Below are 14,654 nucleotides of genomic sequence, written 5' to 3'. Positions count from 1 at the left end.
GCATGATACGCTGCCGTGATACTCATCAGGGAGATGCCGGATGTATATTGCGCCCCCCGTTTTCGATGCCCGAAAATCCGGCCTCAGCTTCGCCAAACGCACCTACCTGCCCCGCACCGTCGGTTTGGGGCTTGGCTTCATCTGCGTCTTCGCCGCGCTCTCCCCCTTGGATCCATCTGTAGAGGTTTGGCTATTGCTGGCCTTTCACGGCTTTCTCTGGCCGCATCTCGCCTACCGCCTGGCCTGCCGCGCTAAAGATCCGTTCAAAGCCGAGCTCCGCAACCTGCTGATCGACTCCGCCTTCGGCGGGTTCTGGGCGGCGATGATGGCGTTCAATGCGCTGCCGACGATCGTCATCCTGTCGATGATGAGCATGAACAACATCGCTTCGGCCGGTAAGGCATTATTTGTCAAAGGCTTGGCGATTCAATTAGCCGCGGCGGCGCTGACCGGCGCACTGCTCGGCTTCCCGTTTTACCCGCACAGCACAGCGCTGCAAATCTATCTGTGCCTGCCGATGATCTACCTTTACCCGACGCTGCTTGGGCTGGTGACCTATCGCACCGCCAAACGGCTGGCGGAAAAGAAACGGGAGCTGCAACGCATCAGCACCCGCGATGGGCTGACCGGCTTGTACAACCGCCGCCATTGGGAGCATCTGCTGCATCGCCAGTTCGACAGCTGCCGCCGCTACCAGGACAACGCCACGCTGATCCTGATGGATATCGATCGCTTTAAAACCATCAACGATACTTTCGGCCATGCGCTGGGGGATGAGGCTCTGGCGGCGCTGGCGGAAGAATTGCTGATTGGCTTGCGCAACGTGGATATCGTCGGGCGCTACGGCGGCGACGAGTTTGGCGCAGTGCTGCCGAACACCAGCGCCGAACAGGCGGAAACCGTCCTGCGGCGCATCCAGCAGCGGCTGGACGCCGTGATCTTTAAAGAGGCGCCACAGCTGCGGCTGCAGATCAGCGCCGGCATCGCCAACTATCATCCTGCGCTGGGCAGTTATCTGGACTGGTTGAAAGCGGCCGACGGCGCACTTTACCGGGCGAAGCAAAATGGCCGCAATCGCCTGGAAACGGCGACGCCGACGGGCGACTAACTTACTGGTTTAATAACTTGGCAAAATACTTCGGCGCTTCGACAAAGCCTTCACGCTGGTAAAACGCATGCGCCCGCTCGCGGCGGCTGTGGCAATGAACTTCCAGCCGATCGCAGCCGCGACGGTGCGCCAGCGCCTCGCCCTCCGCCAACAGCCGCCGCCCTACGCCCGCCCCGCGCGCTCGGTCGTCGACGCAAAAATAGCTGATGCGGCCAATGTCGCCGGCCAACGCCAGTTGCGGCAGAAAATGCAACGACAGCACGCCCAGCACCCGCTCGCCCTCCACCACCACCAGCAGCGCCTCGTCCGGATGCGCCAGCAGCTGGTGCATCCGCTGCGCCAGAAACGCCTCGGTGCCGGGATAATCCAACGCCGTCATTAATTCGGCAATAGCCTGGCGATCGCTCAGGCGCGCCGTTCTGATTTCCATGGGATGACCTCGCAGATTGTCGATACTACAAAATAGGCGGCGTTAGGTGTAACATCCACCGGGTACGGCGAAAAAGGCCGTGCGGCATGCTGGAGATGACATTCCTCCCTAACCGCCTTCACAGGCTGATGATGTCTACGTAACCTCTCGGAGAGGGGCGCGTAGCGTTACGTCTGTCCCTTTCCGAGTCCCGTGAATTTCTCTGATTGAAAGGGAGTTGCCCCATGTTGAGCTCTTTACTGGCCGTATTTATCGGCGGCGGCGTCGGCAGCGTATTGCGCTGGGCGGTAAGCATGAAAATGAATCCGCTGAACGCCCACATTCCGCTCGGTACGCTGATGGTCAATCTGATCGGCGGTTTTATCATCGGCCTGGCGATGGCAATTTTCACCCGCATGACGCATCTGGATCCCACCTGGAAATTACTGATCACCACCGGGTTCTGCGGCGGCCTGACCACCTTCTCCACCTTTTCGCTGGAGGTAGTGTACCTGATGCAGGATGGCCGCTTCGGCTGGGCGCTGGCCAACATGCTGCTCAACCTGGCCGGCTCGCTGGCGATGACGCTGCTGGCTTTCATGCTGGTGATGTGGGTCAACGGGCGCTAAGCCCTTAATGTTTCCTTAATCTTGCATGCGCATAATCTCATCCAGTACTCCTGACTGGATGAGAAACCGCTATGTTTAGCCTGCCGAAAACCGCCGCCGAAGCGTTTGCCGTTGCGCTGTGCGTGCTGATCGTCGCCGCCTTTATCAAATCCTACCTGTTCGCTTAAGCGCCTTTTCCCCGCAGCACGCGTTCATCTTGCGTCTTTCCCGTCGGTTACACTACAATTGAGAATGAACGTTCACACCCAAAAATGTGAATCCGGCTCACGCGTAGCAAAGGATCGGGCAGATGCTCTCCCCCAACGACAGTAAACAAGCCAAGGTGCAGGCCCGCCGCGATCAGATCGTCGAAGCGGCGAAAATCAGCTTCCGCCGCCACGGTTTCCACGCCGCCAGTATGGCGGAAATCGCCCAGGGCTCGCAGCTCAGCGTCGGGCAAATCTATCGCTATTTCGCTAATAAAGACGCGATTATCGAGGAAATCGTCAACCGCATCATCGCCAGCAAGATGCAGCGGTTGGAAAACCTTGGCGATCACATTAACCTGATCGCCGGCACGCTGGCGGCGCGCACGCTGTTTCAGCAGCCGGGCGAGAGCGAAACCGATCATATGCTGATGCTGGAAGTGACCGCCGAGGCCACGCGCAACCCGGTGGTGGCCAAAATGCTCAGCGACGCGGAAGCGCGGCTGTTTCGCCACGTGTGCCACAATCTGCAGCGACTGTATCCCCATTTCAGCGCGGAAGAGATCGCCGCGCGGGTGGAGTTTATCGCCGTCATGAGCGAAGGCACCGGTTACCGTATCCTTACCACGCAAAAAGCCGATGCGTCCCTGCTGCGCGATCTGTATCAGCAGGCCATTTCTCACCTGTTCAGGAAACTCTAATCTCTCATGACCAAACACTTAGCCAGACAACGTCTGGTGTACGCCGTCGTGCTTGGCCTGTTGGCCGCGCTGGGGCCGCTGTGCACCGATCTCTACCTGCCCGCCCTGCCGGAGATGGCGGGCGAGCTGAATACTTCCACCGCTGCCGCGCAGCTCAGCCTGACCGCCGGGCTGCTTGGCCTGGGCGTCGGCCAGCTGATTTTCGGCCCTTACAGCGACAAACTGGGCCGTATGCGTCCGCTGTTGCTGTCACTGATCCTGTTGCTGGGTGCTTCCCTGTGGTGCGCGCTGGCACCCACCATCGACCAGCTGCTGATCGCCCGTCTGCTGCAGGGCATCGCCGGCGCCGGTGGGGCGGTGATTTCCCGCGCCATCGCCCGCGATCTGTATGCCGGCCATGAGCTGACCCGCTTCTTCGCCCTGCTGATGCTGGTCAACGGCTTGGCGCCGATCGTCGCGCCGGTGTTGGGCGGCGTCATGCTGCAGGTGATGAACTGGCGCGGCATCTTCGGTGTGCTGGCGGCTATCGCCGTGCTGCTGTTCAGCCTGTCAGCGCTTAAACTGCGCGAATCCCTGCCGGCCGAGCGCCGCAGCCAAGGCGGTATCCTGGCGATGCTGATGTCGCTGGGCAGTCTGTTGACCCAACGCTATTTCATGAGCTTGTGCCTGACGCAGGGCTTCGTGATGGCCGGCATGTTCGCCTATATCGGCGCCTCACCTTTCGTCTTGCAGCAAATCTACGGCCTCAGCCCTCAGATGTTCAGCCTGTGCTTCGCCATTAACGGCGTCGGGCTGATCATTGCGGCGCAGTTGGCCAGCCGCCTCAGTTCGCGTTGGGGGGAGCGCCGGGTGTTGAAGAGCGGGCTGACGTTGGCGGCCGTCGCGTCGCTGTTGCTGCTGTTGGCCGCCGCGCTGCATGCGCCGCTGGTGTTGCTGCTGGTGCCGCTGTTCTTCTCGGTGGCGGTGATCGGCATCGTCGGCCCAACCGCCTCTTCGCTGGCAATGCAAAGCCAGGGTGACAAAGCAGGCAGCGCTTCGGCCTTGATCGGCGTGTGCATGTTCGCGCTCGGCGCCTGCGCCGTGCCGCTCACCGGGCTGGGCGGCACTTCCAGCCTGTCGATGGCGCTGACCATCGTCGGCTGCTACGCCGTCGCCATCCTGCTGTTCAGCCTGTTAGGCCGCCGCAGCAAGGCATAACGCACCCAATAAAAAACCCGCTCAATGAGCGGGTTTTAAGAAATTCAGCTACGCAGCTTAGATAGCAGTAACGTTAGCGGCAGATGGGCCTTTGGCACCGTTCGTGATTTCAAATTCTACACGCTGGCCTTCAGCAAGCGTTTTGAAACCGTTGCTAACGATGGCAGAGAAGTGAACGAAAACGTCCTTGCTACCATCTTCCGGAGTAATGAAACCGAAGCCTTTGGATTCATTAAACCACTTAACGCTACCTTTAATCTTAGACATCAAACTTACCTTTAACGTGAATGAAAGACACAAAACCTGTGTCGATCACAGTACAGCAAGCAGGCAAGATTTTGTCCACCACCGCGATCACAGAAATCCGATAAAGAGTGAAAAAATCCGTGTTGTCCGGTGTAAATTGATTGCACCGGTTGCGATAAGTTACCGTTCCAGGTCAATCCTCTCCATGCGCCGGCGAATAACGAGCGAACGCCCAAACCAGCCCACTTACCCCAGCGTTGACGTCCCTATGCAGACGCAATCGCTATGAAATATAACCAGATGGTCTTTTTGCATCGGCGGCCTCTGCACTAGGGTTAGGGTTTATTTCCCACTGTGAGCCAAACCTATGACCAGCCAGTTGGCAGACAAAATCATCGCCTATCGGCGTGAGCTGCACCAAAACCCCGAGCTTTCCAATCACGAGTTCGCCACCACCGCCCGACTGACGCGCTGGCTGCAAGAAGCGAGCATTCGTCTGCTGCCGTTGGCGCTGAAAACCGGCGTCGTGGCGGAGATCGGCAGCGGCAAGGGGCCGATCATCGCGCTGCGCGGCGACATTGACGCCCTCCCGATCGACGAAATCGCCGACGTGCCCTTCAGCTCGCAAAACCGCGGCGTGATGCACGCCTGCGGCCATGACTTTCATACCTCGGTGATGCTCGGCGCCGCGCACCTGCTGAAAGTGCGTGAGGCCGACCTGCCCGGCACGGTACGCATCTTCTTCCAGCCGGCAGAAGAGACCTTCAACGGCGCCCGTCACTTGATCGATGCCGGCGCGCTGGATAACGTCGCCGCGGTGTTTGGCCTGCATAACGCGCCGGAGCTGCCCACCGGTACCTTCGCCACTCGCGCCGGCCCGTTCTACGCCAACGTCGATCGCTTCCAGATCCTCATCACCGGTAAAGGCGCCCACGCCGCCAAACCGGAACAGGGCGTAGATACCATCGTCACCGCCAGCCAGATCGTCGGCGCGCTGCAGACGCTGCCCAGCCGCAGCTTCAGCTCGCTGGAATCGCTGGTGGTGAGCGTAACGCGCATCGAAGGCGGCAATACCTGGAACGTGCTGCCGCAAACCGTGGAACTGGAAGGCACAGTGCGTACCCACAGCGACGCGGTGCGCCGCCAGGTGCCGGACAAGATTCGCCAAGTGATCGACGGCGTTGCCGCCGCGCTGGGTGCGCAAGCCGAACTCCGCTGGCAGCCGGGGCCGCCCGCGGTGATCAATGACCCACATTGGGCGGCGTTCAGCAAAACCGTCGCCGCCGAGGCCGGCTACCGGGTCGAAGAGGCGGAGTTGCAGATGGGCGGTGAAGATTTCGCCCTGTATCTGCACCATGTGCCGGGCGTCTTCGTCAGCATTGGCTCCGCCAGCGAATTCGGCCTGCATCATCCGCGTTTCAATCCCGATGAGCGGGCCCTGTTCCCCGCTGCGCAATATTTTACGCTGCTGGCGGAACGCACGCTGCAACAATTAGCCATCGCGCCAGAAAAAGCCCTCAGCAATGCCTGAATAACGGAAAAGAATTATTTCCCCGACGCTGCGGATGCCGCGTCGGGTCTTATTATTTTGCCCGCCGTGATATTTGCAATTTTCAACATTTGAATATGCTGTTTTGTTGTTTTACATCCCGCTGCCGCTCATCAATAGTGGATACATCAGACACCGCGCGCCCCTGCGGCGCATGACAGGATAATTACAATGAGCGACAACACGAATAAACAACGGCAATTGCGCCTGGGCGCCATTCTGCATGGCGCATCGGGAAATATGTCCGCCTGGCGTCATCCGGACGCCACCGCCGACGCCAGCATCAATCTTGAATTTAATATCGCTACGGCGAAAAAAGCCGAACAGGGGAAATTCGATTTCGTGTTTGTCGCCGATGGATTATATATCAACGAAAAATCCATTCCGCATTTTCTTAATCGTTTCGAACCGCTCACCCTGCTGGCCACGCTGTCCGCCGTCACCGACAAAATCGGTCTGGTGGGCACCCTCTCCACCTCCTACAGCGATCCGTTCACCGTCGCCCGCCAGTTCGCCAGCCTCGATCATCTGAGCAACGGCCGCGCCGGTTGGAACGTGGTGACGTCGCCGCTGGAAGGCTCGGCCAAAAACTTCTCTCGCGCCGAACACCCGGAACACAGCCTGCGTTACCGCATCGCCGGCGAGTTTCTCGACGTCGCCAAAGGGCTGTGGGACTCCTGGGAAGACGACGCCTTCGTGCGCAATAAAGCCAGCGGCGAATTCTTCCGCGCCGGCAAACTGCACACTCTCAATCACCAGGGGGAATTTTTCTCGGTACAGGGGCCACTTAACATCGGCCGCACGCCGCAGGGGCGCCCAATCCTGTTCCAGGCCGGCGCCTCTGACGACGGCAAACGGCTGGCGGCCCAACACGCCGATGCAATCTTCACCCATCACGACACGCTGGAGCAGGCGCAGGATTTCTACCAGGACGTGAAGCGGCAGCTGGTGGAACAGGGGCGCGAACCGGACGACCTGCGCATCTTCCAGGGCGTCAGCGTGATCGTCGGCGACGACGATGCAGACGTCGAGCGCCAGTACCAGGAGACCGCCCGCCTGGTCAGCATCGAAAACGCCCTCAACTACCTCGGCCGCTACTTCGAGCATTACGACTTCGCCCGCCATCCGCTGGACGCCCCCTTCCCGGACATCGGCGATCTGGGGCAAAACAGTTTCCGCAGCACCACCGACGCCATCAAGCGCAGCGCCCGCGAGCGTAACCTCACGCTGCGCCAGGTGGCGCTGGAAGCCGCCTCGCCGCGCCCGGTGTTCAGCGGCACGCCGGAAGCGGTGGCGGACGGCCTGCAACGCTGGTTCGACGGCGAAGCCGCCGACGGCTTCATCATCAGCGGCGGTACGCCCAACGCCTTCGGCCAGTTTGTCGATCGGGTGGTACCCATCCTGCAACAACGTGGCCTGCTCCGCCGAGAGTACCACGGAACCACGCTGCGCGAGCATCTGGGCCTGAAGCGCCCGTTGAACAGATTCACCCAATAATAAGATCGCTTTCAGGGATACCCGCTATGCAGAAAACCGTTACCGCCGCCCTCGTGGCGGCCTTGCTGAGCCTGACCGGCGCCGCACTGGCGGGCACCGGCATCGATTTGCAGGCCAATGAAACCCCGATCCACGCGCCGAAAAACCCGCAGGCGATCGCCAAACTGCCGGCCGATTTCCACTTCGTGAAGCCGGGCCAATTCACCGTCGCGATCGCCGCGCTCAACACGCCGCCGCTGGCGCTGTTCGCCGCCGACAACCGGCGGCTGATCGGCAGCGAAGTGGATATCGCGCAGCTGGTGGCCGACAGCCTGGGCCTAACGCTTAACGTAGTGCAAACCTCGTGGGAAGACTGGCCGCTGGGGGTGGTCTCCGGCAAGTATGACGCGGCCATCACCAATGTCACCGTGACCAAAGAGCGCAAAACCCGCTTCGACTTCGCGACCTACCGCATCGACTCGCTCGGCTTTTACGTCAAAACCGGCGGTAAGATCGCGACGATCAAACAGCCTGCCGATATCGCCGGATTAAAGATCATCGTCGGCTCCGGCACCAATCAGGAAGCCATCTTGCTGGCGTGGGACAAGCAGAATCGGCAGCAGGGGCTCAAACCCTTCCAACCGATCTACGTGACCGACGATGCGGCCGCCACGCTGGCGATCCAGTCCGGCCGGGCCGATGCCTACTTCGGGCCGAACGTGCTGGGCGCCTATAAAGCGGCGCTGAACGGCCGCACCCGGCTGGCGGGTACGGTGGAAGGCGGTTGGCCCAAGGCGGCGCACATCGCCGTCACCACCCGTAAAGGCAACGGGTTGGTGCAGGCGGTGAATGAAGCGCTGAACGGCGCGATCCGCGGCGGACAGTACGATCAAGTGCTCAACCGCTGGGGCGAGAGCGTCGAACGCCTTGCGCAGTCGGAAATCAACCCGCCCGGTCTGGGCGATTAGGAGCGCGCGATGACGCAAGACACCTTCATTCAGACACTGCCGACCGACCCGCTGATCGCCCCGGTGATCGAGGGGCTGTTCGGCGAATATCGTCAGCGTTATGGCAACTATTTTGGTGACCAGGAACCGGAACCGCTGGATCTGTACGCGCCGCCGCAAGGGGCCTTCATCGTGCTGATGCGCGCCGGTGCGCCGATCGCTATGGGCGCCTTTAAACGCTATGACGCACAAACCGCCGAGCTGAAGCGCATCTGGACGCGGGGCGATCTGCGTCGCCAGGGCCTGGCGCAGCGGGTGTTGCAGCAGCTCGAAACGCTGGCGCTGGCGCAGGGGTACCGCCGGCTCTATCTGACCACCGGCTTTCGCCAGCCCGAAGCGGTGGGCCTGTATCTGAGCAACGGTTATCAGCCGCAGTTCGACCCCACCGTCGACAGCGAGGTTTACAGCCGTCCGCCCTACGATGGCCGCCTGCCGTTCCGCAAAAGCCTGATTGCAGAGGATGCGTGTTGTTGCGCGTCGGAAAGGAAAATCGCCTAAGGCCCCTTTATCTGTATCAGGAGACATGACATGTCCAAACAAGAAGTCTTGAAAGTGGTGCCCGCCCGCTATCCGCTGCGGCTGATTGGCGCGCTGTTTTCGCTGTTTATTCTGGCCGCCATCGTGCAATCGGTGGCGGGCAACGCACGCTGGGAATGGGGTGTGTTCGCCGAGTGGTTCTTCGCGCCGGCGGTGCTGGCGGGGCTGGGGCAAACCCTGCTGTTGACGCTGCTCGGCACGCTGTTCAGCATCCTGTTCGGCACTCTGCTGGCGCTGGCGCGGCTGTCGCGCTCTTACCTGTTGGCGTCGCTGGCCTGGGGGTATATCTGGTTGTTTCGCTCCCTGCCGCTGATCCTGGTGCTGATCATTCTGTACAACTTTTCCTACCTGTACGACGCCATCTCGCTCGGTATTCCCTTCACATCCGTGGTGTTCACCAGCTATCCGACCATCGACATTCTCGGCCAATTCGCCGTGGCGGTGCTGGGCCTGACGCTGGTGCAGTCCGCCTACACCGCCGAGATCATCCGCGGCGGCATCCTGGGCGTGGATTACGGCCAGCACGAAGCGGCGGCGGCGCTGGGCCTGCCGGGCTACCGCCGCACCTTTCGCATCATTCTGCCGCAGGCGCTGCGCTCCATTATTCCGACCGGTTTCAACGAAATCATCAGCCTGGCGAAAGGCACCTCGATCGTTTATGTGCTGGCGTTGCCTGAACTGTTTTACACCATCCAGGTGATCTATAACCGCACCCAGCAGGTGATACCGCTGCTGATGGTCGCCACCGTCTGGTATCTGTTCATCACCACCGCGCTGTCGGTGATCCAATACTACATCGAGCGCTATTTCGCCCGAGGCGCGGTGCGCGAACTGCCGCCGACGCCCTGGCAGAAACTGGCCGGCTGGCTAAAACGTTAGGAGACCCGCATGTCTGAAGCCATTGATTATTACGCCTTGCCCGAGCAGCCTGCGCGCAATCTCACCCCGGTGCCGGCGCGCGGCCTGATCGAAATCAGCAACGTCAGCAAATTCTTCGGCAAACACAAGGCGCTGGACGACGTCAGCCTGACGCTGCAGCCAGGCACCGTGACCGTGATCCTCGGCCCTTCCGGCTCCGGCAAATCGACGCTGCTGCGGGCGATCAACCACCTGGAGCGCGTGGATGAAGGCTTTATCCGCATCGACGGCGACTACGTCGGCTACCGCCGCAAGGGCAACCGACTGTATGAGCTGAAGGAAAAGGCCATCCTTCGGCAACGCATCAACGTCGGCTACGTGTTCCAGAATTTCAACCTGTTCCCGCACCTGACGGTGTTGGAAAACATCATCGAAGCGCCGGTGGTGCACAAGATCCACTCCCGCGAGCGCGCGAAAACGGTAGCCTATGAGCTGCTTGATACCGTCGGGCTGCGCCACAAGGCGGACGCCTACCCTCGCCACCTCTCCGGCGGCCAACAGCAGCGCATCGCCATCGCACGGGCGCTGGCACTAAACCCGAAGGTGATCCTGTTCGACGAACCGACCTCCGCGCTCGATCCCGAGCTGGTCGGCGAAGTGCTGGACGTGATTAAGGGGTTGGCGGATCTGGGCGTCACGCTGGTGGTGGTCACGCATGAAATCGGCTTTGCACGCGAAGCGGCGGATCGGGTGGTGTTTATGGTCGATGGGCAGATCGTCGAACAGGGCGACGCCAGGCAAGTGCTGGCTCAGCCGCAGCATCCGCGCACCGTAAACTTCCTCAACAAAGTGCTGTGATCGTCGGGGCGCCGCGGCGCCCCGCATCTGAGCCCCTACAGGCCGGCGAAACGCCGCTTCTCGGCGGCGAAATCCAGCGGGCGGATCCCCTGCTGGTTTTTGTCCTCTTCGGTCAGTAAAGCCGGGGGAATAAACCAGGTCACCTCGAACAGCAGCCCATCCGGATCATGGCCATAAATGCTTTTGTGCACACCGTGATCCTCTTCCAGCCCGAGAATGCCGCGTTCGGCCAGCTGGTGACGAATGCGCTCCAGCTCTTCCAGGCTGTCCACTTCCCAGGCCAGATGGTACAGCCCGGCCGGAGGCTCATGCTCCGCCGGCGGCTCGCTGTTGGCGCGAAATACCCCGGCGCGCTGCTGGCCCAGGTTCTTGCTGAACAACGCCAAATCGTGATCGTTATCCGAATCGGCGGCCTGGGTAAACACCGCCCGATCGGGGCTGTCGGACGGCTTCAGCTTGAACCCCAACACCTGATGATAAAAGTCGGCGCTCTGCCGCACGTCGCTGACATACAGCACGGCGTGATTGAGACGTTTGATGCCCATCGATATTCCTTTTTCGCATTGAATGAAGTCAGCCTGAACATAGCATGTGGGGGGAAAGCCGCTAAATGCCGTTATCGCATGACTAAATGCCGCCCGCGCAATCTGTCGCTGCAAGGCATTCCGCGCTATCATAAGCGCTGTATTGAACCCTTTTGTGAGAATAGCGATGAACGGCAAGATAACGACTTTTTTTGAAGACAAAGGCTTCGGCTTTATTACCGACGAGAACGGAGAAAATCGTTATTTTCACGTGATTAAAGTGCAGAACCCGGAGCTGATTAAGAAAAACGCGGCGGTGACTTTCGAACCGACCAACAACACCAAAGGCCCGTCGGCTTATGCGGTCAAAGTGTTGGCGCCCAGCAAATACATCATCATCGCCAACGAAAGAATCAAGATCACCAGCATCAAGTCTTTCAATACCTTCACCAAGGAAGTGCCGGTCAAAGCCGACGTGGATAAAGAGAACACCGTGCTGTCGGTCGGCCTGCTGATGAACCGCATTCGCCCGCAGTCAGAAGACCAGGCGCAGACCATGCAAACGCTGCGCATGCTGACCATCACCACCTTCCAGAACACCACCCATACCTTCTCCGAGCACGAGATCGATATGGATGAGACCATCAAGGCGTTGAAAAGCCTGTAAGCGCCGCTTGCCCCGCGTCGAGCCCTAACGGAACAGGATATGCTCGACGCTGTTGCCGTTCACCACGTTGAACGACTCCACCCGATTACGCCCCTGAGACTTGGCGCGATACAGCGCGATATCCGCCATATTCATCAGTTGCTCCAGCGATTTCACCTCTTTCATCGCCAGGCTGGCGACGCCGACGCTGATGGTGATTTTCAAGGTCTGATTACCTTCCGCCTGCAGCTCCGTCTGCTCCACCAGCCGGCGCAGATGTTCCCCCAGCGCCACGCCCTGCGCCGCCAGCGCGCGCGGCAGCATGATGGCGAACTCTTCCCCGCCCAAGCGGCCGAACAGCTGATCGTGGCGCAGCTCGCGCCGCACGATGTGCGCGAACGACGCCAAAACCTGATCGCCGGCGCTGTGGCCGTGCGTATCGTTGATCTGCTTGAAATAGTCGATATCGATCAGCAGGAGCGACACCGCCTCTTTGGAGCGGTGCTTATGCTCCAACAGTTCGCCCGCTTTGCGCGTCATCGCGCTGCGCGCCAGCACCCCGGTCAGAAAATCGTGGTTGGCACTGTGCTCCAGACGCCGCATCAGCTTGCGGTTGGCAGCGATAGAGCTGGCAAGGATCAGCGGGCCCATCACCAGCATGGCGATGCCCAATCGGGCGGACATCAGCGTATCGAGGAAGGCGTTATGATTGTTCGGCGTTTCATACAGCACCAGGTTAGCGGAAATGCTGCTGATCTCGGTCATGCCGGTCAACAGCGTCAGCAACGTCACGGGGAACAGCTGGTAGCGCACCGCGCACCACAGCAATGCCGGGATCGGGAAGGCGATAGCGCCCGGCCCGCCGATATAGACGCTGAACGCCAGCGATAGCAGTAGCGCCAGCAGCGGCAGGCAACCTTTCAAACGCCAACGCACCTGCATGCGCAACAGTTGCTTCAGCCGCGGCGCCGCCATCAGCACCGGCAACAGCAGCAAGGTCGTCGAGAACTGCTCGCTAAACCAGGCCAGCCAGGCAACCACGACCGTGTTGTTATACAGGCTGTCGTTGCGTAGCACCGACAGCGTCGACGCCACCGCCGCGCCGGCCAGACTGGCGCTGAACATATAGAGTATCGCCTGGGGTTTGCCCATGCGCCGTTGAGATTGGGGCAGCATCAGCATGATGCCGTAACCGACGGCGATCAGCGACATGTTGCAGGCGTTCAGCCACAGCGCCAGAGACCAGCCTTCGCCGGTGCTGAGATCGGCGGCGACCATGCCCAGATAGGTGGTGAACCAGCCAAGCGGCGTGGCGTAAACGGGTTTGCGCAACAGCAGGCCAAGCAGAATCGCATTCACCGGCCAAAATAAGGAAAGCGAGCCAATCGGCCGGCTAAGAATACCCACCAGGGAAAGTAAAAAGGCCAGCATGAAAAGATTGATCAGCTGAACCGTTAGCGGCAGGCCATGCCTGGCGTTTATTCTGGCGTTCATCGCCTCGCCCATATTTTGCTAATAACCAGAATAATAATGTGCATACTCTCTCGCCCGGCCAGTGAGGGATAATCAACTCGGATTTCAACCAAAAAAGCCAGACAAATCAATAATAAAAAACATTAACATTTAATTAACAGACTTTTCTTAGCCTCATGCATCCGCGGCGGGATCGCCGCACAGCGTTAGCAAATAATGCCAACTCTGCTGTCAGCATAGCGCATAGCGTAATAGGCCGCCGACGGCGTTAATTACATTAATAAGCTTGTGGTTATTGGTCATTGAATAATGTTTGAATAACTACGCGATTATTTTCCTGCAACTGGGTCGTCCGTGCAATAACAACCCAAAAAAAGCCCGCATATAGCGCGGGCTTGCTTGAACAACAGCAAATCGACAGTTACGACACAGCCATGCATTGCATGCCCGTGCTGCCGCGCAGTATAGCGGTGAAAGCTTAAGCGGACCTTAGCAACAAAAAACCCGGCCTAGGAACCGGGAATATTTGTACGAAATGCAGTGTTAGCCCAAGCAGGCTAATAACATTTCGCAGCTTATACACCAATTGTGCAGAGAAAATGAACGCGGCATCCGTTCAGCCGCGTCAGCGCCCCATCCGCACGGAAGATCTTACGCCAGTTTGGCGGCAAAACCCGCTACGCGCTGGCCATAGAGCTTGGCGGTCGCCAGATCGCCCGACAGCATCTCATCCACGCCGGCATCCGCCGGGGTCTGCACCAGCAGCCCCACCGAACCGCCCAGGTTATTGACGTCGGTGCGCTGCGCCGATTTGGTGTTGGCCGGCAGCAGCCCCAGGCTGACCCACAGGCCGCCGTGTTGCGAAGCCAACGTCTGCAGCGCGATCAACGTTACCTGCTTGTCTCCGTTCAAGCTGGCGCTGTTGGTAAAGCCGCCGAACACTTTGTCCTGCCACTTGCGGCCGAACCAAGCCTTAGAGCTGGCGTCGGCGAATTTCTTGAACTGCCAGGATGGGCCACCCATATAGGTCGGCGAACCAAAGATGATGGCGTCCGCCTCATCCAGCGTCTGCCAGGCTTCGTCGCTGATATCACCGTTCTGATCGATGGCGATCAGCTCCGCCCCGGCGCCTTCCGCCACCACTTTCGCCAAACGCTCGGTATGGCCGTAGCCGGAATGAAACACCACTACTGTCTTCGCCATAGAAATTCTCCACTCATTGCACACAGGCGCCGACGGCGCCCCTCTCGC

Annotated in this window: 16 protein-coding genes and 1 riboswitch; of the genes, 11 read left to right on the top strand and 5 right to left on the bottom strand. The window is 59.9% G+C overall.

The window, feature by feature from the left end; all coding sequences use genetic code 11:
• Positions 1-40 precede the first annotated feature (40 nt).
• On the top strand, positions 41-1,108 hold the full coding sequence (locus tag EGY12_RS12595) for a diguanylate cyclase (protein ID WP_123893893.1): 1,068 nt from the start codon (positions 41-43) through the stop codon (positions 1,106-1,108).
• A 1-nt stretch (position 1,109) separates the two neighbouring features.
• Here the strand turns inward: EGY12_RS12595 and EGY12_RS12590 are convergent, their stop codons facing one another.
• Positions 1,110-1,538 (bottom strand): GNAT family N-acetyltransferase, encoded by a 429-nt coding sequence (locus EGY12_RS12590; protein WP_123893891.1) that lies wholly within the window; start codon positions 1,536-1,538, stop codon positions 1,110-1,112.
• An 82-nt stretch (positions 1,539-1,620) separates the two neighbouring features.
• Positions 1,621-1,683: riboswitch (Fluoride riboswitch) on the top strand.
• Positions 1,684-1,762: 79 nt separating this feature from the next.
• Between EGY12_RS12590 and crcB the strand changes: the two genes are divergently transcribed.
• From crcB to EGY12_RS12575, 3 genes are all read left to right on the top strand, one after another.
• Positions 1,763-2,146 (top strand): fluoride efflux transporter CrcB, encoded by a 384-nt coding sequence (crcB, locus tag EGY12_RS12585; protein WP_004940022.1) that lies wholly within the window; start codon positions 1,763-1,765, stop codon positions 2,144-2,146.
• 289 nt (positions 2,147-2,435) lie between these two features.
• A complete protein-coding gene (locus tag EGY12_RS12580; RefSeq protein WP_123893889.1) occupies positions 2,436-3,032 on the top strand; it encodes a TetR/AcrR family transcriptional regulator in 597 nt (198 codons plus the stop codon).
• Between the two features lie 6 nt (positions 3,033-3,038).
• Positions 3,039-4,229, top strand: a complete 1,191-nt coding sequence (locus EGY12_RS12575; protein ID WP_049273651.1) for a multidrug effflux MFS transporter — start codon at positions 3,039-3,041, stop codon at positions 4,227-4,229.
• Between the two features lie 57 nt (positions 4,230-4,286).
• Here EGY12_RS12575 and cspE read toward each other — a convergent pair whose 3' ends face one another.
• Complete coding sequence (gene cspE / locus EGY12_RS12570) at positions 4,287-4,496, bottom strand: transcription antiterminator/RNA stability regulator CspE (protein ID WP_004940030.1); 210 nt, start codon at positions 4,494-4,496, stop codon at positions 4,287-4,289.
• Between the two features lie 346 nt (positions 4,497-4,842).
• Between cspE and EGY12_RS12565 the strand changes: the two genes are divergently transcribed.
• The 6 genes from EGY12_RS12565 to EGY12_RS12540 all read left to right on the top strand — a co-directional run bounded on the left by EGY12_RS12565 (position 4,843) and on the right by EGY12_RS12540 (position 10,760).
• On the top strand, positions 4,843-6,006 hold the full coding sequence (locus EGY12_RS12565) for a M20 peptidase aminoacylase family protein (protein WP_123893887.1): 1,164 nt from the start codon (positions 4,843-4,845) through the stop codon (positions 6,004-6,006).
• 189 nt (positions 6,007-6,195) lie between these two features.
• Positions 6,196-7,521 carry an LLM class flavin-dependent oxidoreductase gene (locus EGY12_RS12560; protein WP_123893885.1) on the top strand — a complete coding sequence of 442 codons (1,326 nt, stop codon included), beginning with the start codon at positions 6,196-6,198 and terminating at the stop codon, positions 7,519-7,521.
• 26 nt (positions 7,522-7,547) lie between these two features.
• Positions 7,548-8,468: an ABC transporter substrate-binding protein gene (locus tag EGY12_RS12555; RefSeq protein ID WP_070914120.1), complete on the top strand. Its 921-nt coding sequence runs from the start codon at positions 7,548-7,550 to the stop codon at positions 8,466-8,468.
• A 9-nt stretch (positions 8,469-8,477) separates the two neighbouring features.
• The gene (locus EGY12_RS12550; protein WP_123893883.1) at positions 8,478-9,005 is read left to right on the top strand and encodes a GNAT family N-acetyltransferase; all 528 of its coding nucleotides are present in this window, start codon (positions 8,478-8,480) and stop codon (positions 9,003-9,005) included.
• A gap of 30 nt (positions 9,006-9,035) precedes the next feature.
• Positions 9,036-9,923, top strand: coding sequence for an amino acid ABC transporter permease (locus EGY12_RS12545; protein ID WP_123893881.1), 888 nt, complete (start codon positions 9,036-9,038; stop codon positions 9,921-9,923).
• Between the two features lie 9 nt (positions 9,924-9,932).
• The gene (locus EGY12_RS12540) at positions 9,933-10,760 is read left to right on the top strand and encodes an amino acid ABC transporter ATP-binding protein (RefSeq protein ID WP_123893879.1); all 828 of its coding nucleotides are present in this window, start codon (positions 9,933-9,935) and stop codon (positions 10,758-10,760) included.
• Between the two features lie 35 nt (positions 10,761-10,795).
• On the opposite strand, the gene EGY12_RS12535 is transcribed toward EGY12_RS12540, so the two are convergent.
• The gene (locus tag EGY12_RS12535) at positions 10,796-11,305 is read right to left on the bottom strand and encodes a VOC family protein (protein ID WP_123893877.1); all 510 of its coding nucleotides are present in this window, start codon (positions 11,303-11,305) and stop codon (positions 10,796-10,798) included.
• A gap of 166 nt (positions 11,306-11,471) precedes the next feature.
• Here EGY12_RS12535 and EGY12_RS12530 point away from each other — a divergent pair, with 166 nt between their 5' ends.
• Positions 11,472-11,951, top strand: a complete 480-nt coding sequence (locus EGY12_RS12530; RefSeq protein ID WP_025301823.1) for a cold-shock protein — start codon at positions 11,472-11,474, stop codon at positions 11,949-11,951.
• A 24-nt stretch (positions 11,952-11,975) separates the two neighbouring features.
• Here the strand turns inward: EGY12_RS12530 and EGY12_RS12525 are convergent, their stop codons facing one another.
• Together EGY12_RS12525 and EGY12_RS12520 are read right to left on the bottom strand one after the other, a co-directional pair.
• Positions 11,976-13,424, bottom strand: coding sequence for a sensor domain-containing diguanylate cyclase (locus EGY12_RS12525; protein ID WP_253722797.1), 1,449 nt, complete (start codon positions 13,422-13,424; stop codon positions 11,976-11,978).
• Positions 13,425-14,054: 630 nt separating this feature from the next.
• Positions 14,055-14,606, bottom strand: coding sequence for a flavodoxin family protein (locus EGY12_RS12520; protein WP_004940045.1), 552 nt, complete (start codon positions 14,604-14,606; stop codon positions 14,055-14,057).
• Positions 14,607-14,654: the final 48 nt, after the last annotated feature.

The sequence above is a fragment of the Serratia sp. FDAARGOS_506 genome, from assembly GCF_003812745.1.
Classification (GTDB): Bacteria; Pseudomonadota; Gammaproteobacteria; order Enterobacterales; family Enterobacteriaceae; genus Serratia.
The sequence above is the reverse complement of the archived record's forward strand: the minus strand, read 5'-3'. Positions and strand labels throughout refer to the sequence as shown.

Coding starts and splice junctions, on each gene's coding strand:
- crcB (WP_004940022.1), top strand. CDS start 1,763: ATGTTGAGCTCTTTACTGGCCGTATTTATCGGCGGCGGCGTCGGCAGC.
- EGY12_RS12595 (WP_123893893.1), top strand. CDS start 41: ATGTATATTGCGCCCCCCGTTTTCGATGCCCGAAAATCCGGCCTCAGC.
- EGY12_RS12555 (WP_070914120.1), top strand. CDS start 7,548: ATGCAGAAAACCGTTACCGCCGCCCTCGTGGCGGCCTTGCTGAGCCTG.
- EGY12_RS12580 (WP_123893889.1), top strand. CDS start 2,436: ATGCTCTCCCCCAACGACAGTAAACAAGCCAAGGTGCAGGCCCGCCGC.
- EGY12_RS12550 (WP_123893883.1), top strand. CDS start 8,478: ATGACGCAAGACACCTTCATTCAGACACTGCCGACCGACCCGCTGATC.
- EGY12_RS12590 (WP_123893891.1), bottom strand. CDS start 1,538: ATGGAAATCAGAACGGCGCGCCTGAGCGATCGCCAGGCTATTGCCGAA.
- EGY12_RS12565 (WP_123893887.1), top strand. CDS start 4,843: ATGACCAGCCAGTTGGCAGACAAAATCATCGCCTATCGGCGTGAGCTG.
- cspE (WP_004940030.1), bottom strand. CDS start 4,496: ATGTCTAAGATTAAAGGTAGCGTTAAGTGGTTTAATGAATCCAAAGGC.
- EGY12_RS12525 (WP_253722797.1), bottom strand. CDS start 13,424: ATGAACGCCAGAATAAACGCCAGGCATGGCCTGCCGCTAACGGTTCAG.
- EGY12_RS12530 (WP_025301823.1), top strand. CDS start 11,472: ATGAACGGCAAGATAACGACTTTTTTTGAAGACAAAGGCTTCGGCTTT.
- EGY12_RS12545 (WP_123893881.1), top strand. CDS start 9,036: ATGTCCAAACAAGAAGTCTTGAAAGTGGTGCCCGCCCGCTATCCGCTG.
- EGY12_RS12560 (WP_123893885.1), top strand. CDS start 6,196: ATGAGCGACAACACGAATAAACAACGGCAATTGCGCCTGGGCGCCATT.
- EGY12_RS12575 (WP_049273651.1), top strand. CDS start 3,039: ATGACCAAACACTTAGCCAGACAACGTCTGGTGTACGCCGTCGTGCTT.
- EGY12_RS12540 (WP_123893879.1), top strand. CDS start 9,933: ATGTCTGAAGCCATTGATTATTACGCCTTGCCCGAGCAGCCTGCGCGC.
- EGY12_RS12520 (WP_004940045.1), bottom strand. CDS start 14,606: ATGGCGAAGACAGTAGTGGTGTTTCATTCCGGCTACGGCCATACCGAG.
- EGY12_RS12535 (WP_123893877.1), bottom strand. CDS start 11,305: ATGGGCATCAAACGTCTCAATCACGCCGTGCTGTATGTCAGCGACGTG.